The following is a 13976-nucleotide window of genomic DNA, read 5'->3' as shown; positions in this document are numbered from 1 at the left end:
CTATATATGAATGAAGAAAAAGGCGGCCCTGCGATGGGCCGCCTTTTTCGTATCCAATCACTTCGCGGTGACAACCGTCATCACGAGGTTCCCGTCCATCTTGATCGGGCCGTCTTCCTTGGCCCCCAGGGTGTATTCAAATACGCCGGTCTGCATCCCGCCGTCTTCTGCGTGAACCATCAGCATGAGCATGTCGCCTGCGGCAACATCTTCTTGCAGGATCGCGGCGACATCATTCGTCTCGCCCTTGCGAAGGGGGGCATAGCCGACAACCGGACCAGGTTTCATGTCTTCGCCCGTGCGATGCACAACCAGCCAACCGTTTTTATCGGCGACCACTTTCTCGGCGCTCACGATACCGTTGGCGACGCTTTGGTCTTCGGCCATCACCATCGGGTGCATTCCGTGATCATCCGCCATCGCGACACCAGCGGTGAGGGCGAAAGTCGTTGCAAGAACAGTCGTCTTCATAGTGAACTCCTTTGTCATGGCTTCGACCGGGCTTTTACCCGGCACAGCACAAGACACGGAGTCGAGTGGAGATAGTTTCAAGTTGGCCGGATTTTTCCGGCGGCAACTCATCAGGCAAGCCGCAGCTTGACGGCGCGCAACCGCTCATAGGCGGGCATCGCCACCTCGGCCAGAGCGGCACGCGCACCTTCCAGTTCGGGCAGCGGCCCTTCGGCGGGGGCAAAGCCGGTACTGTCATGCACCGCCGCGTACCAATGCGCCGCCCAGACCCCGTCATCGACGTGGCCGCCGCGCGGCCAAGACAGCATGGCAGGCGTCCAATCGAGCCCGATGGCAGCGCAGAGCCGACGCAGCATGGCCTCGGGGTTCCGGCGGATATCGGCGGAATCGATGACGACGGGCGATTGCCCCACGGCCACCAATTGCTCGTAAAGCTCGACCTGTTGGACAAAGCCGATATCGGCGAGCGTCGGATTGTCATACTTGGCCGAAAAACTGGCGGCGACGCGCGCAGGGTGGCGGATGAGAAAAACGTTGGTCAGTTCGTTGACCCAGTCGCGCGGCACGCCGGGGATCATGTGCTGGGCCATGTGTTTCTGATAGAAATGCGGTTTTTGAGCCGGAACAGGGCCTAGGAGTTGTCCCACTACGCGTGTGGGATCCTGCGATTGCGCGGCCATGATCGCGTCTCGCATCGGGTGCTGGAGGCCGGTTACGGCCAGATAAGCGGCATAGAATGGCTCATCCACCACAGCGCAATCGCCCCGCGCCGCAAAGCTGTACATCATCGCGGTAGAGAGATTGCGCGGCCCGGACCACATGGCGATGTGCATTTCAGACTCGCCCGGTCATTTGATATGACGCTATCATCAATGACCCGCCCTTTGTGTGTACGAGATGTTAATCATGTCTAGGATCGTCGAATCACGGATGCAAGGTAAGAGGCAGGCAATGGACGCGAAGTTTTGGCACGATCGCTGGCAAGAGGGGCGACTCGGGTTCCACGAAGGCAAGGTGAACCGGATGCTGGAGGCGCATTTTCATGCACTTGGGCTGACTCAAGGGCAACGCGTTTTCCTGCCGCTCTGTGGGAAGGCTATTGATATTCCATGGCTTTTATCAAAAGGCTATTCTGTGGTTGGGGCTGAATTGAGCGAGATCGCCGTGCATGATCTATTTTCCGAAATGGCCGTCACACCAGAGGTCACAGATACAGGGCGGCATCGCCGCTATGCTGCGGAATGTGTCGATATCTTCGTCGGAGATATCTTTGATCTGAGCGCCAGCGTCCTTGGCCGAGTGGATGCGGTCTATGACCGCGCCGCGCTGGTGGCCCTACCGGAGGATATGCGCGCACGGTATGCAGTGCATCTGGCCGACATCACGGAGTACGCGCCGCAGCTTTTAGTGACCTTCGAATACGACCAAAGCGCGATGGCAGGTCCGCCGTTTTCGATCCCCGAGCAAGAGGTGGCGCGCTGTCATGGTGAGCGCTTCACGATTAATGTTCTGACGGATCAGGACGTGCCAGGAGGGCTGAAGAGTGTGGTCGCAGCGCGCGAAAAAGCGCTTCTTTTACGCCCTGTCTAAGTCGTTTCACGCTGAATCAGTGCCTTATAAAGGTCTTGAATCCGCGTGGTAAAAGGCCCTTGCGCGCCATCACCGATCTGCCGACCGTCGATTTCACTCACCGGGGTTTGCGCCCCGAACGTGCCAGTGAGAAACGCCTCATCCGCGCCGTAGGCCTCGACCAGAGAAAAGTTCTTCTCAAAAACAGGAATGGCGTTCGCGCGGTAGAGATCAATGACCTTTTGGCGCGTGATGCCGTTCATGCAGTAATCCCCGGTCGAGGTCCAGACCGCGCCCTTGCGAACGATGAAGAAGTTACAAGCATTGGTGGTGTTCACGAAACCATGGATATCGAGCATCAATGCCTCGTCGGCCCCAGCCTTTTCCGCCGCGATACAGGCGAGAATGCAGTTCAACTTGGAGTGTGAATTGAGTTTCGGGTCCTGGGTCATCGGCAGGCCACGGATATGCGGCACGGTGGCGAGACGAATGGGCCGGGCAATCTTCGGCTGCGAGTGTTCCATGATGATGGTTACCGTCGGCCCCTGCTGACTTAGAGAAGGGTGCTGAAAGGGCCGGGTCTTGATGCCCCGTGTCACCATCAACCGGGCATGCGCATCGGTGGTCATGCCATTGGCCTGTTGTGTCTCTGTTATGGCCTGAAGCACCTCGCTCCGGGTCATACCGATATCAAGGTCGATGGCACGGGCGGCCTCGAACAAGCGGTCAAGATGTTCCGCTGCAAAGGCCCACGTGCCATTATAGAGGCGCAGCCCCTCCCACACGCCGTCACCCAGCATGAAACCACTGTCATAAACACTGACCAGCGCCTCCGCCTTGGGCACGATGCGCCCGTTGAGCCAGATCAGGATCTGCTCATTGCGCGCATCCTCTTGCGCGGCATGGGTGGTTTGCTGGTCGATCATCATTGTCCCCTCGCGTGTTTTCGGTGCAGCGTATGTCTGGCGAAATCCGGTGCCAAGGGCGAAATATCTCTCAACAGCGCGTGACATCACGGCGTCGTAAGTTGGTGCGACGCTGGTTTTACGTCAGACTGACAATGAACAGGAGGGCATGACGATGGTGGCATATCTTAGGGAACTCAAGGCGGTGACCTTGGCAGCACTGATCATAGTGGGGCTGTGCATGCAGGCGAAAGAGGCGAATGCAGCAGAGGCGGATACGCTGGTGGTCGCAGGCGGCTGCTTCTGGTGCGTGGAGGCCGATTTCGAGAAGGTCAAAGGCGTGATCGAGGCCGAATCGGGTTTTGCTGGCGGCGCGGTTGATAACCCGACCTACAAACAGGTCACACGTGGCGGCACCGGGCATCTGGAGGCAGTGCAAATCACCTTCGACCCCGCGCAGGTCACGCGCGAGCAATTGCTGCACCTATTCTTTCGCTCGGTCGATCCGACTGACGCGGGCGGGCAATTCTGTGATCGCGGACAGAGCTATCAGACAGGAATTTTCGTCTCTGATGACGCCGAAAATACGCTTGCGAAGGCCGTCAAGGAAGATGCGGCCAAAGCACTGGGCCAGGCGATCGTGACGCCGATTCTGCCGTTGGACCGGTTTTGGCCAGCCGAAGCTTATCATCAGGATTATTACAAGAGTGGTGATATCATCCTGACCCGCTTTGGCCCTCGGACCAAAGCCAGCGCCTACAAGCTGTATCGGGACTCCTGCGGACGCGATGCCCGCGTCAGAGCACTCTGGGGTGAAGACGCGCCTTTTGCTGGTCAATCGTGAGCGTTGAGAAACGCATCAACCTCTGCGGCGGTCGGAATCGCCTCTGACGCGCCCGGGCGCTGAACCTGAAGGGCCGCTGCGGCGGAGGCGCGCCGCAGGGCCTGCGCAGGGGCAAAACCCGTGGCCAAGCCCGCCACCGCATATCCGGCAAAACAGTCTCCGGCTCCGGTCGTATCAATCGCCGGCACGCGAAAGGCCGGAACAAGGACGGCCTTGCCCGATTTTTCATCAACCCACTCGGCACCCTTGGCCCCACGGGTCACCAGCCGGATGGGCACATCCACTACGCTCAGCTCCTGTAAAAGCTGAGCGTCCTCGACTGCGTTGAGGATGAGGAGCGAGACAAAGGGCATCACCGCGCGCACTGTATCCACGTCAAAAGGAGCCGCGGAATAGGCAACTTGCAGACCCTGCGACCGGGCGATGCGCGCCGCCTCGCCCTGACAGTTGGTTTCATTTTGCATCAACAGCCAGTCACCCGGTCGGGCGTCACGCAACGCATCCTCGATTTGGCTGGGGTTCAGGGCGCGATTGGCCCCAGGGTGAATGACGATTGTATTTTCTCCTGACGCATCCACCATCACAATGGCATGTCCGGAGGCGGTCCCCGCCTCTGTCACATGGGTCACATCAACCCCGGCATCGGCCAGCGCGTCACGCATCCAGTTGCCATCAGGCCCGAGCGCCCCGATATGAACGACGCGCGCCCCGGCCCGAACGGCGGCAATGGACTGATTGGCCCCCTTACCGCCCAGCATGCGTGTACAGGTCTCGACCGCTAACGTCTCCCCCGGCGTGGGCAGGTGCGACAGGCGATAGAAATGGTCGGCATTTATTGAACCGAGGGAATAGATCATGCCGTCCCCTGCTTCATCTTGCCATAAATATCCATGGCAACGGTGAGCACCACGCTGCCATCATCCCACTTTGCACGCCGCGAGAACGGCCATGTTCAGGATATCACTGGTCGTGAAGTTGGACGAGCAAATCTGGATCGAGGCATCGACGCCCGAGAGAATTGGACCGATCACCGTCGCCCCGGCCATTTCCTGCATCAGTTTAACCGAGATCGAGGCAGAATGGCGCGCGGGCACAACAAGCACATTGGCCGGTCCGGTCAGGCGCTGAAACGGGTAGCTTTCCTGCGCACGAGCGTTGAGAGCCACATCGACGGTCATCTCGCCCTCGAATTCGAAATCAACACCGCGCCGCTCCAGAACCTTCGGCGCGCGGTGCATCTTCTCCGCCCGCTCCGAGCGCGGATAGCCGAAAGTGGAAAAGCTGACAAAGGCAACGCGCGGCTCCAATCCCAAGTGTCGCGCGACACCTGCACCGCGCATGGCGATATTGGCGAGGTCCTCTTCGTCGGGCCATTCATGCACTAGCGTGTCAGCGATCAGCACGATCCGCCCCTTGTGCAAAAGCGCCGTGATCCCAACCGCCCCATGCTCGGCATCGACATCAAAGACATGGTTGATAAGCTCCATCACATGGGCCGATTTGCGGGTCGCGCCGGTGACCAGACCGTCACCATGGCCATGCGCCAGCATCAGCGCGGAATAGACGTGCCGGTCACGCGCCGCGAGGCGGTTAATGTCATGCCGATCAAAGCCTTTGCGCTGCAGGCGGCGGTAGAGAAACGCCTTGTATTCATCGAGTTTGTCGGTCTTGGCGGCATTCACCACCTCAAGTTCGCGCACGGCATCACCCATGCCGATCCCCTCGAGCTTGGCTTTGACGTCCTCGTCACGCCCGACAACCAAAGCTTTGCCCAATCCGGTGCGCTGATATTGCACTGCTGCGCGCAACACGCGTATATCGTCGCCTTCGGCGAATATCATCCGTGCCTGTGCGTTGCGGGCGCGGGCATTTAGGCCGCGCAGGATGCTCGCAGTCGGGTCCATCCGGGACTTGAGCGACAGTTCATAAACGTCCATGTCGACGATGGGCCGCCGGGCTGCCCCGGTTTCCATCCCCGCCCGGGCTACCGCAGGGGGAATCACATGGATGAGGCGCGGATCAAACGGTGTTGGAATGATGTAGTCACGCCCAAAGGTCAGCTTGCGGCCATAGGCCATCGCCACCTCGTCAGGCACATCGAGCCGAGCGAGCTTGGCCAGAGCCTCGGCGCAGGCGATCTTCATCTCGTCATTGATCGCACGCGCATGCACGTCAAGCGCCCCACGAAAAAGATAGGGAAAGCCCAGAACGTTGTTGACCTGATTGGGATAATCCGAACGACCGGTGGCGACGATCGCATCCGGGCGCACGGCATGAGCGTCCTCGGGCGTGATCTCAGGGTCGGGGTTGGCCATTGCGAAAATCACCGGGTTGTCGGCCATCGAGGCGACCATCTCCTGGGTGACGGCCCCTTTAGCCGAAACCCCAAGAAACACATCCGCACCCCGCATCGCCTCTTCCAGCGAGCGCAGCTCGGTCTTGACCGCATGGGCGGATTTCCATTGGTTCATGCCCTCGGTGCGGCCTTGGAATATCACGCCCTTGGTATCGCACATCAGGCAATTCTCGTGCCGCGCGCCCATTGATTTGAGCAATTCCAGACAGGCGATACCTGCCGCCCCTGCCCCGTTGAGTACGATGCGCACATCCTCGATTTTCTTGGCTGAAAGGTGCAGCGCGTTGATGAGGCCCGCAGCGCAGATGACCGCCGTGCCGTGCTGATCATCATGAAAAACGGGAATATCCATCACCTCCTTGAGCTGCTGCTCGATGATGAAACATTCGGGGGCCTTGATATCCTCGAGGTTGATGCCACCGAAGGTGGGCCCCATCAGGTGGACCGCGTTGATGAACGCCTCAGGGTCCTCGGTATCAAGTTCGATGTCGATCGAATTGACGTCGGCAAAGCGTTTGAAAAGCACCGCCTTGCCCTCCATCACCGGCTTACTGCCCAGTGCCCCGAGGTTGCCGAGCCCGAGAACGGCGGTGCCGTTGGAGATGACGGCCACGAGATTGCCCTTGTTTGTATAATCGTAGGCCAGTTCGGGATTGGCGGCGATTTCCTCGCAGGGCACCGCCACGCCCGGGGAATAGGCAAGGCTGAGGTCGCGTTGCGTTGTCATCGGCACGGTGGCCTGTATCTCGAACTTCCCGGGAGTCGGTTCGAGGTGAAAGGCGAGAGCCTCTTCGCGTGTGTATTTGCTGTTTGCCATGATCGGGCCCGTGCATGTGTATATTTTGCCCTGCATAGCGGGGCTTTGCACCAGCCTCAACTGAAACACGGTTTGGGCTTTCGCGCCTCGCTGCGGATTTGTAAGGTCAGCGGCAATCAGATCAGGGGGCACAAGTGACGAGCGCAGCCGCGACCGTGACGCCGATGATGGCGCAATATCTGGAGATCAAGGCCGAGTATCCTGGGGCGTTGCTGTTCTACCGGATGGGCGATTTCTACGAGTTGTTCTTTGACGACGCAGCGGCGGCGGCCGAGGCGCTGGATATCGCGCTGACCAAGCGGGGCAAGCATCAGGGCGAGGATATCGCGATGTGCGGGGTGCCGGTGCATTCCGCCGAGGGCTATCTGCTTACGCTTATTCGCAAGGGGTTTCGGGTCGCCGTCTGCGAGCAGATGGAAGACCCCGCCGAAGCCAAGAAGCGCGGATCGAAATCGGTGGTGCGGCGTGAGGTTGTACGGCTGGTCACCCCGGGCACGCTGACCGAGGAAAGCTTGCTCGACGCGAGGCGGCACAATTATCTTGCGGCCTTTGCGCAGGTCCGTGGCGAGGGCGCGCTGGCCTGGGTGGATATTTCGACCGGTGCGTTTCATGTCATGCCGCTCTCTGCCGCGCGGCTGGGGCCGGAACTGGCGCGATTGGCACCACGGGAAGTGGTCGTATCGGAAAGAAATGAGGCGGATTTGGCCGATATAATCTCTGATTCCGGCGCCTCTCTGACAGAACTCGGACAGGCAGCGTTTGACAGCGCGGGCGGCGAAAAGCGACTTTGCGCGCTGTTTGGCGTAGGTACGTTGGAGGCCTTTGGACAATTCAAGCGAACCGAGATCGCGGCAATGGCGGCGATTGTCGAATGGCTGGAGATCACGCAGAAAGGCAAGTTGCCCTTGCTGCGCCCGCCGGTGCGCGAGATGCAGGCACGGGTGATGCAGATTGATGCCGCGACGCGGCGCAATCTCGAATTGACCCACGCATTGGATGGCAAACGTGTCGGGTCGCTGCTGTCCACCATAGACCGGACGGTGACGGCGGGCGGCGGGCGGCTACTGGAGCGGCGCCTGTCAAGCCCAAGCCGGGTTTTGGAGGTCGTGCAGGACCGGCTTGACGCGGTAAGTTTTGCGATGGAACAGAGCCGTGTATCTACCGACTTGCGCGATCTGTTGCGCCGGGTGCCGGATCTGGATCGCGCCCTGTCGCGACTGGGGCTGGACAGAGGGGGGCCACGCGACCTGGCGGCGGTGCGAAACGGCCTAGCGCAGGCGGGTGAGATTGCGGAACGCCTGAAGGGGGTCCGCCTTCCGCCCCTGCTCGCCGAGCCAGTCTCAGGTATGACGCAGCAGCAGGACCTGCTGGACCTGCTGGACCAGGCATTGGTCGCCGAACCGCCCTTGCTGGCACGCGATGGCGGATTCATTGCTCCAGGATATGATGCAGATCTCGATGAGGCGCGCAAGCTGCGTGACGAGGGACGCGGCGTGATTGCGGCGATGCAGGGCGACTATAGCCGAGAAACCGGGATCAACTCGCTCAAGATCAAGCACAACAACGTGCTGGGCTATTTTGTCGAGGTGACCGCAATCCATGCAGAGAAGATGCTGGCAGCGCCGCTGAACGAGACTTTCAAACACCGACAGACGACCGCGAATCAGGTGCGGTTTACAACGGTACCGCTGAGCGAGATGGAAACCCGTATCCTGAACGCCGGGGGGCGGGCGCTGGAGATTGAGAAGCGGCTCTATGACAGCCTGAAAGGCTCAATCTTGGCGCTGTCAGCACAAGTCGGACAGATCGCGCAGGGCCTGTCAGAGTTTGACCTTGCTACGGCGTTGGCTGATTTGGCCAAGGGCGAGCAGTGGTGCCGCCCAAATGTGGATGGAAGCCGCGCCCTCAGGATTGAAGGCGGGCGGCACCCGGTGGTGGAGCGTGCCTTGCGCGCTCAGGGTGGCGCACCCTTCATCGCCAACGATTGCGATCTCGGAGGTGAAAACGATATCTGGCTTCTGACTGGCCCCAACATGGCTGGCAAATCGACATTTCTTCGACAGAACGCGCTGATCGCCCTCTTGGCGCAAATCGGTAGTTACGTGCCCGCGCGCTCGGCACATATCGGGATGGTGAGCCAACTTTTCAGCCGGGTGGGCGCATCGGACGATCTGGCGCGCGGGCGCTCGACATTCATGGTGGAAATGGTTGAGACGGCAGCGATTCTCAATCAGGCGGACGATCATGCGTTGGTGATCCTCGACGAGATCGGGCGTGGTACGGCGACCTATGACGGGCTGAGCATCGCTTGGGCGACACTGGAGCATCTGCACGATGTGAATGGCTGTCGCGCGCTATTCGCGACGCATTATCATGAACTGACCAATCTCAGCGACAAATTAGACCGAGTGGACAACGCGACGGTGGCGGTCAAGGAACATGACGGCGACGTGATTTTCCTTCACGAGGTGCGGCGCGGTGCGGCGGATCGCAGTTACGGGGTTCAAGTGGCGAAACTCGCCGGGCTGCCTGAGGGTGTGGTTTCACGGGCGCGGGTGGTGCTCGACGCGCTTGAGAAAGGCGGGCGTGAGGGTGGCGGAGCGCAAAAAGCGCTGATCGACGATCTGCCCCTCTTTGCCGCGATACCGCCCCCTGCCCCGGCGCCGATGCGCCAGTCTGAGGTGGAGGCGCGGCTGGAAGATGTTCTGCCCGACACGCTCAGCCCGCGTGAGGCGTTGGATCTGCTTTATGAATTGAAGGGGTTGGCGAACAAGGCGGGGTAGGTCCCCGCCCTGTCGTCAGTCGCGATTCGACGAGACGCCGACCTGCGCCGGGCGCAGGATGCGATCGTGCAGCATGAAGCCCTGAGCGGAGACCTGAATGATCTCCCCCGCCTTGGTGCCGGGCAGCGGGGCCTCGAACATCGCCTCGTGATGCTGCGGGTCGAACCGGTCGCCGACCTGAGGGTCAATCACGGTGATGCCGTGCTTGGCAAAGACATTGCGTAACTCGCGCAGGGTGAGCTCAATCCCCTCGAACAGCGCAGCGGAACCCGCGCGCTGATCCTCGGTCACCGTGTCGAGGGCACGCTTGAGGTTGTCATGCACCGGCAGCATGTCGCGGGCCAGTTTGGAGCCACCGTAATTCTCGGCCTCGCGCCGGTCCTTGTCGGAGCGTTTACGCGCGTTCTCAGCGTCGGCGAGGGCGCGCATGAATTTATCCTGAAGGGCATCACGTTCTGCACGCAGCGCGTCGATTTCGGCCGCTTCGCCCGAGATTTCACCCCCGGAATACTCCTGCTCTTCTGCCGCTGCCTCTTCGATATCGTCAAGGAAGCTGTCTTCTCTCGGCTCTGCCATTTTTCACCTCTAACTCCGGTCGGAGATCAGTTTGCCTACCAGTTGCGCGGTGTAGTCCACGATCGGCACGATCCGCCCATAATTCAAGCGCGTCGGGCCGATGACCCCGACCGCGCCAATGATCTTACGGTCAGCGTTCATATATGGAGAGACGACCAAAGAGGAACCCGAAAGTGAGAAAAGTTTGTTCTCAGAGCCAATAAAAATGCGCACACCTTCGCCATCTTCGGCCAATTCGAGGAACTCTGCGATGTCGCGTTTGCGCTCAAGGTCGTCAAACAGGATGCGAATGCGGTCGAGGTCTTCATCCTCAGCCCCAGAATCCAGCAGATTCGCACGGCCGCGTACGATCAGGCGCTCGTAGGTGTCGCCTTCGCCCTGCCACACGGCAAGGCCACTTTCGACCAGCGCTTGGGACAGGCTGTCAATCTCTTGTCGACGCTTGTCGATCTCGGAGGCGATCACCCGCTGCACATCCGAGAGTGTGCGCCCCTCGATCAACGCATTGAGGAAATTTGCGGCCTCGCGCATCGAACTGGGTGTCTGGCCAGGCGGTGGCGTGAAGATGCGGTTCTCGACATGCCCATCGGAAAATACCAGCACCACAAGTGCCCGATCCTGCGCGAGGCTGACGAATTCGATATGTTTGATCGGGGCCTCATGCTTGGGCGCCAGCACAAGCGACGCACCGCGCGTGACGCCCGAGAGCGCCGATCCGATACGATCCAAGATACCGCCCACATCCTGAGAATTACTAGTCACGGTCGCGTCGATCATCCGGCGATCGGTCAATTCAACATCGGACACCTCTAGCAACCCATCGACGAACATGCGCAACCCGTCTTGGGTGGGAATGCGCCCGGCGCTGATATGGGGGCTTCCGAGAAGACCCATATATTCGAGGTCCTGCATGACGTTCCGAATCGTCGCCGCGCTGACCTTTTCGCTGAAATCGCGGGTGAGTGTGCGCGATCCGACGGGGTCACCGTTGACCAGGTAGCTCTCGACGACGCGGCGAAACACCTCGCGTGAGCGATCGTTGAGCTGGTCCAGGATTTTGCTGGCGTCATTCATTCGGCACGGTTCCTGTCTGGCCCGCCATTAAAGACGGGCGGCGGCAAAGGTCAATCGGGCTTGCCATTCGGGGCCCGGCGCATGTATCCCCAAGCCAGATTGAAAAGGGGAAAGAAATGCGGCCTTCGGGTAGAGACTTAAGTAATATGCGGTCAGTTTCAATCGAAACCGGCGTGCTGAAACATGCCGAGGGCTCTTGCCTGATCAAGATCGGCGACACGCATGTTCTTTGTTCTGCAACGATAGAGGACCGGGTCCCCCCATTTGTGAAGGGCTCCGGGCTGGGGTGGGTTACGGCCGAGTACGGGATGCTGCCGCGGTCCACAGGCAGCCGAATGCGGCGCGAGGCGACCGTCGGCAGGCAAGGCGGGCGCACGGTGGAAATTCAACGGTTGATCGGAAGGTCACTCCGTGCCGGGGTGGATCGCGTTGCATTGGGAGAGCGTCAGATTACGGTGGATTGCGACGTGATCCAAGCCGACGGTGGCACGCGCTGCGCCTCGATCACCGGCGGTTGGGTCGCATTGCGGCTGGCCGTCGCGAAGCTGATGAAAGCTGGTGACGTGATCAGCGATCCAATGGTCGATCCGGTCGCAGCGGTCTCCTGTGGCATCTATGCCGGGCAACCGGTCCTTGATCTCGATTATCCCGAAGATAGCGAGGCCGGAGTGGACGGTAATTTCATCATGACAGCATCGAAACAGCTGATCGAGGTGCAGATGAGCGCAGAAGGCGCAACATATAACCGGGAACAGATGAATACGCTACTCGACCTTGCCGAAAAGGGCGTGGGCGAGCTTGTTGCCAAACAACGCGAGGCCACCGGTGCGTAAGTTTACCGGTGATACGCTGTTGGTGGCGACGCACAATGCCGGCAAGCTGGAAGAAATCTCGACGCTTTTAGCACCTTATGGTGTGACAGTGATCGGAGCCGCGGAAAAACGGCTTCCTGAGCCCGAAGAAACCGAAACAACCTTTGTTGGAAACGCTCGCATCAAGGCGCATGCCGCCGCAAAAGCGACGGGTTTGCCTGCGTTGTCGGATGACTCGGGGATCGTGATCGACGCACTCGACGGCGCGCCAGGGGTTTACACAGCCGATTGGGCCCAAACAGAGACTGGTCGTGACTTCACCATGGCCATGACCCGGGCGCATGACATGCTTGCTGCAAGCAAACATCCGCAACCCTGGACAGCACGGTTTTGCTGTACGCTGGTGCTGGCCTGGCCTGATGGGAGAGACGACGTGTTCGATGGTACGGTCGAGGGCTGGATCGTGTGGCCGATGCGCGGAAACCAAGGGCATGGCTATGACCCGATTTTTCAACCGATAGGTCATGAGCTAACCTTTGGTGAGATGGATCGTTGGGAAAAGAACCGGATTAGTCACAGGGCGGATGCGTTCGAGAAATTTGTCGCAGGTTGTTTTGGCTGAAGACTGGCAAAACGGTGGATTTGGTCTTTATCTTCACTGGCCATTTTGTGAGGCGAAATGTCCTTACTGCGATTTTAACAGCCACGTTACGCGCGCGATTGACCAATCTCGTTGGCGTGCGGCGTACTTGCGGGAGATCGAGCGCTATGCGGCTGAATTGCCGGGGCGCGTCGTAAACAGCGTATTCTTTGGTGGCGGCACGCCTAGCCTGATGGAGCCCGAGACGGTAGCCGAGGTTTTACAAGCCGTGTATCGCGCCTGGCCAATGGCAAACGATCTCGAGGTAACACTGGAAGCCAATCCAGGGTCGGTCGAAGCTGGGCGTTTTAGAGCCTATGCGGACGCTGGCGTATCGCGTGTCTCATTGGGTGTTCAGGCGCTGAATGACCAAGACTTGCGGCGGCTAGGACGGATCCATTCCGTTGCAGAAGCAATACAAGCCTATGATATTGCAAAGGAAAACTTCAATCGCGTCAGCTTTGACCTGATCTATGCGCGACAGGACCAGGACCTTGAGTCGTGGCGCGAGGAGCTGAACCGCGCCTTGGAAATGGCCGTGGATCATCTCTCGCTTTACCAATTGACCATCGAGGGAGGTACGGCTTTCGGTGATCGATATGCTGCAGGCAAGCTACGTGGGCTGCCAGAGGACGATCTTGCAGCGGACATGTATCATATCACTCAAGAAATCTGTGATGCTGCAGGCATGTCGGCCTACGAAGTCTCGAACCACGCCAGATCAGGGTCAGAATCGAGGCACAACCTAATCTATTGGAGATATGGCGATTATATTGGCATTGGCCCTGGAGCACATGGGCGAATTACCTGCGCAGGTCAGCGCCATGCGACGGAAACCTGGCTTCAACCCGACCGTTGGCTACGTGAGGCAGAGCGCGGTGAAGCGGAAGCGCAACGCACCGCTCTCTCTGGTCCAGCGCAAGCGGGTGAGTACCTGTTGATGGGGTTGCGGGTGTCCGAAGGTATCGATACACAGCGCTTCACGGCGCTGAACGGAACTCCGCTTGATCACAGAGCGCTTGAACATTTGCGCGAGATCGGGATGACTGAGATGGAGGGCACACGCCTGAGAGCGACGCGGAGGGGTCGCGCCGTACTGAATGCCGTGATCACGGAACTGCTACCGTAG

At 59.7% G+C, this 13976-nt stretch carries 13 protein-coding genes; 6 read left to right on the top strand and 7 right to left on the bottom strand.

The window, feature by feature from the left end; all coding sequences use genetic code 11:
* Positions 1-57: 57 nt before the first annotated feature.
* Positions 58-471, bottom strand: coding sequence for a DUF7282 domain-containing protein (locus tag BMX04_RS15585; protein WP_139194581.1), 414 nt, complete (start codon positions 469-471; stop codon positions 58-60).
* Positions 472-581: 110 nt separating this feature from the next.
* Positions 582-1304 (bottom strand): sulfotransferase-like domain-containing protein, encoded by a 723-nt coding sequence (locus BMX04_RS15580; RefSeq protein ID WP_074787820.1) that lies wholly within the window; start codon positions 1302-1304, stop codon positions 582-584.
* Positions 1305-1422: 118 nt separating this feature from the next.
* On the opposite strand from BMX04_RS15580, the gene tmpT reads away from it, so the two are divergent.
* Positions 1423-2061 carry a thiopurine S-methyltransferase gene (gene tmpT, locus BMX04_RS15575; protein ID WP_074787819.1) on the top strand — a complete coding sequence of 213 codons (639 nt, stop codon included), beginning with the start codon at positions 1423-1425 and terminating at the stop codon, positions 2059-2061.
* On the opposite strand, the gene BMX04_RS15570 is transcribed toward tmpT, so the two are convergent.
* Positions 2058-2966 carry a D-amino acid aminotransferase gene (locus BMX04_RS15570; protein ID WP_074787867.1) on the bottom strand — a complete coding sequence of 303 codons (909 nt, stop codon included), beginning with the start codon at positions 2964-2966 and terminating at the stop codon, positions 2058-2060. The two genes, tmpT and BMX04_RS15570, sit on opposite strands and share 4 nt — an antisense overlap.
* 148 nt (positions 2967-3114) lie before the next feature.
* On the opposite strand from BMX04_RS15570, the gene msrA reads away from it, so the two are divergent.
* Positions 3115-3789 (top strand): peptide-methionine (S)-S-oxide reductase MsrA, encoded by a 675-nt coding sequence (gene msrA, locus BMX04_RS15565; RefSeq protein WP_074787818.1) that lies wholly within the window; start codon positions 3115-3117, stop codon positions 3787-3789.
* Here msrA and BMX04_RS15560 read toward each other — a convergent pair.
* Both BMX04_RS15560 and BMX04_RS15555 read right to left on the bottom strand, forming a co-directional pair.
* A complete protein-coding gene (locus tag BMX04_RS15560; RefSeq protein WP_074787817.1) occupies positions 3780-4646 on the bottom strand; it encodes a ribokinase in 867 nt (288 codons plus the stop codon). The genes msrA and BMX04_RS15560 overlap by 10 nt on opposite strands.
* Before the next feature lie 60 nt (positions 4647-4706).
* Positions 4707-6962 carry an NADP-dependent malic enzyme gene (locus BMX04_RS15555; protein ID WP_074787866.1) on the bottom strand — a complete coding sequence of 752 codons (2256 nt, stop codon included), beginning with the start codon at positions 6960-6962 and terminating at the stop codon, positions 4707-4709.
* 164 nt (positions 6963-7126) lie between these two features.
* Here BMX04_RS15555 and mutS point away from each other — a divergent pair, with 164 nt between their 5' ends.
* The gene (gene mutS, locus BMX04_RS15550; protein ID WP_074787865.1) at positions 7127-9745 is read left to right on the top strand and encodes a DNA mismatch repair protein MutS; all 2619 of its coding nucleotides are present in this window, start codon (positions 7127-7129) and stop codon (positions 9743-9745) included.
* 15 nt (positions 9746-9760) lie between these two features.
* Here the strand turns inward: mutS and BMX04_RS15545 are convergent, their stop codons facing one another.
* Together BMX04_RS15545 and hrcA are read right to left on the bottom strand one after the other, a co-directional pair.
* Positions 9761-10321, bottom strand: coding sequence for a nucleotide exchange factor GrpE (locus BMX04_RS15545; protein ID WP_050664453.1), 561 nt, complete (start codon positions 10319-10321; stop codon positions 9761-9763).
* 9 nt (positions 10322-10330) lie between these two features.
* Positions 10331-11395 (bottom strand): heat-inducible transcriptional repressor HrcA, encoded by a 1065-nt coding sequence (gene hrcA, locus BMX04_RS15540; RefSeq protein ID WP_050664454.1) that lies wholly within the window; start codon positions 11393-11395, stop codon positions 10331-10333.
* A gap of 116 nt (positions 11396-11511) precedes the next feature.
* Between hrcA and rph the strand changes: the two genes are divergently transcribed.
* The 3 genes from rph to hemW are packed head-to-tail and all read left to right on the top strand — an operon-like array spanning position 11512 to position 13976.
* Entirely contained in the window at positions 11512-12228 is a 717-nt protein-coding gene (gene rph, locus BMX04_RS15535; protein ID WP_074787816.1) for a ribonuclease PH, read from the top strand.
* Entirely contained in the window at positions 12221-12829 is a 609-nt protein-coding gene (gene rdgB / locus BMX04_RS15530; RefSeq protein ID WP_074787815.1) for an RdgB/HAM1 family non-canonical purine NTP pyrophosphatase, read from the top strand. The genes rph and rdgB overlap by 8 nt, the downstream gene beginning before the upstream one ends.
* Positions 12792-13976 carry a radical SAM family heme chaperone HemW gene (gene hemW, locus BMX04_RS15525; RefSeq protein ID WP_074787814.1) on the top strand — a complete coding sequence of 395 codons (1185 nt, stop codon included), beginning with the start codon at positions 12792-12794 and terminating at the stop codon, positions 13974-13976. The genes rdgB and hemW overlap by 38 nt, the downstream gene beginning before the upstream one ends.

The sequence above is a fragment of the Roseovarius tolerans genome, assembly GCF_900109855.1.
Classification (GTDB): Bacteria; Pseudomonadota; Alphaproteobacteria; order Rhodobacterales; family Rhodobacteraceae; genus Roseovarius; species Roseovarius tolerans.
The sequence above is the reverse complement of the archived record's forward strand: the minus strand, read 5'-3'. Positions and strand labels throughout refer to the sequence as shown.

Coding starts and splice junctions, on each gene's coding strand:
- BMX04_RS15555 (WP_074787866.1), bottom strand. CDS start 6,962: ATGGCAAACAGCAAATACACACGCGAAGAGGCTCTCGCCTTTCACCTC.
- hemW (WP_074787814.1), top strand. CDS start 12,792: ATGCGTTCGAGAAATTTGTCGCAGGTTGTTTTGGCTGAAGACTGGCAA.
- rph (WP_074787816.1), top strand. CDS start 11,512: ATGCGGCCTTCGGGTAGAGACTTAAGTAATATGCGGTCAGTTTCAATC.
- msrA (WP_074787818.1), top strand. CDS start 3,115: ATGACGATGGTGGCATATCTTAGGGAACTCAAGGCGGTGACCTTGGCA.
- BMX04_RS15560 (WP_074787817.1), bottom strand. CDS start 4,646: ATGATCTATTCCCTCGGTTCAATAAATGCCGACCATTTCTATCGCCTG.
- hrcA (WP_050664454.1), bottom strand. CDS start 11,395: ATGAATGACGCCAGCAAAATCCTGGACCAGCTCAACGATCGCTCACGC.
- BMX04_RS15570 (WP_074787867.1), bottom strand. CDS start 2,966: ATGATCGACCAGCAAACCACCCATGCCGCGCAAGAGGATGCGCGCAAT.
- BMX04_RS15545 (WP_050664453.1), bottom strand. CDS start 10,321: ATGGCAGAGCCGAGAGAAGACAGCTTCCTTGACGATATCGAAGAGGCA.
- BMX04_RS15580 (WP_074787820.1), bottom strand. CDS start 1,304: ATGCACATCGCCATGTGGTCCGGGCCGCGCAATCTCTCTACCGCGATG.
- tmpT (WP_074787819.1), top strand. CDS start 1,423: ATGGACGCGAAGTTTTGGCACGATCGCTGGCAAGAGGGGCGACTCGGG.
- BMX04_RS15585 (WP_139194581.1), bottom strand. CDS start 471: ATGAAGACGACTGTTCTTGCAACGACTTTCGCCCTCACCGCTGGTGTC.
- mutS (WP_074787865.1), top strand. CDS start 7,127: ATGATGGCGCAATATCTGGAGATCAAGGCCGAGTATCCTGGGGCGTTG.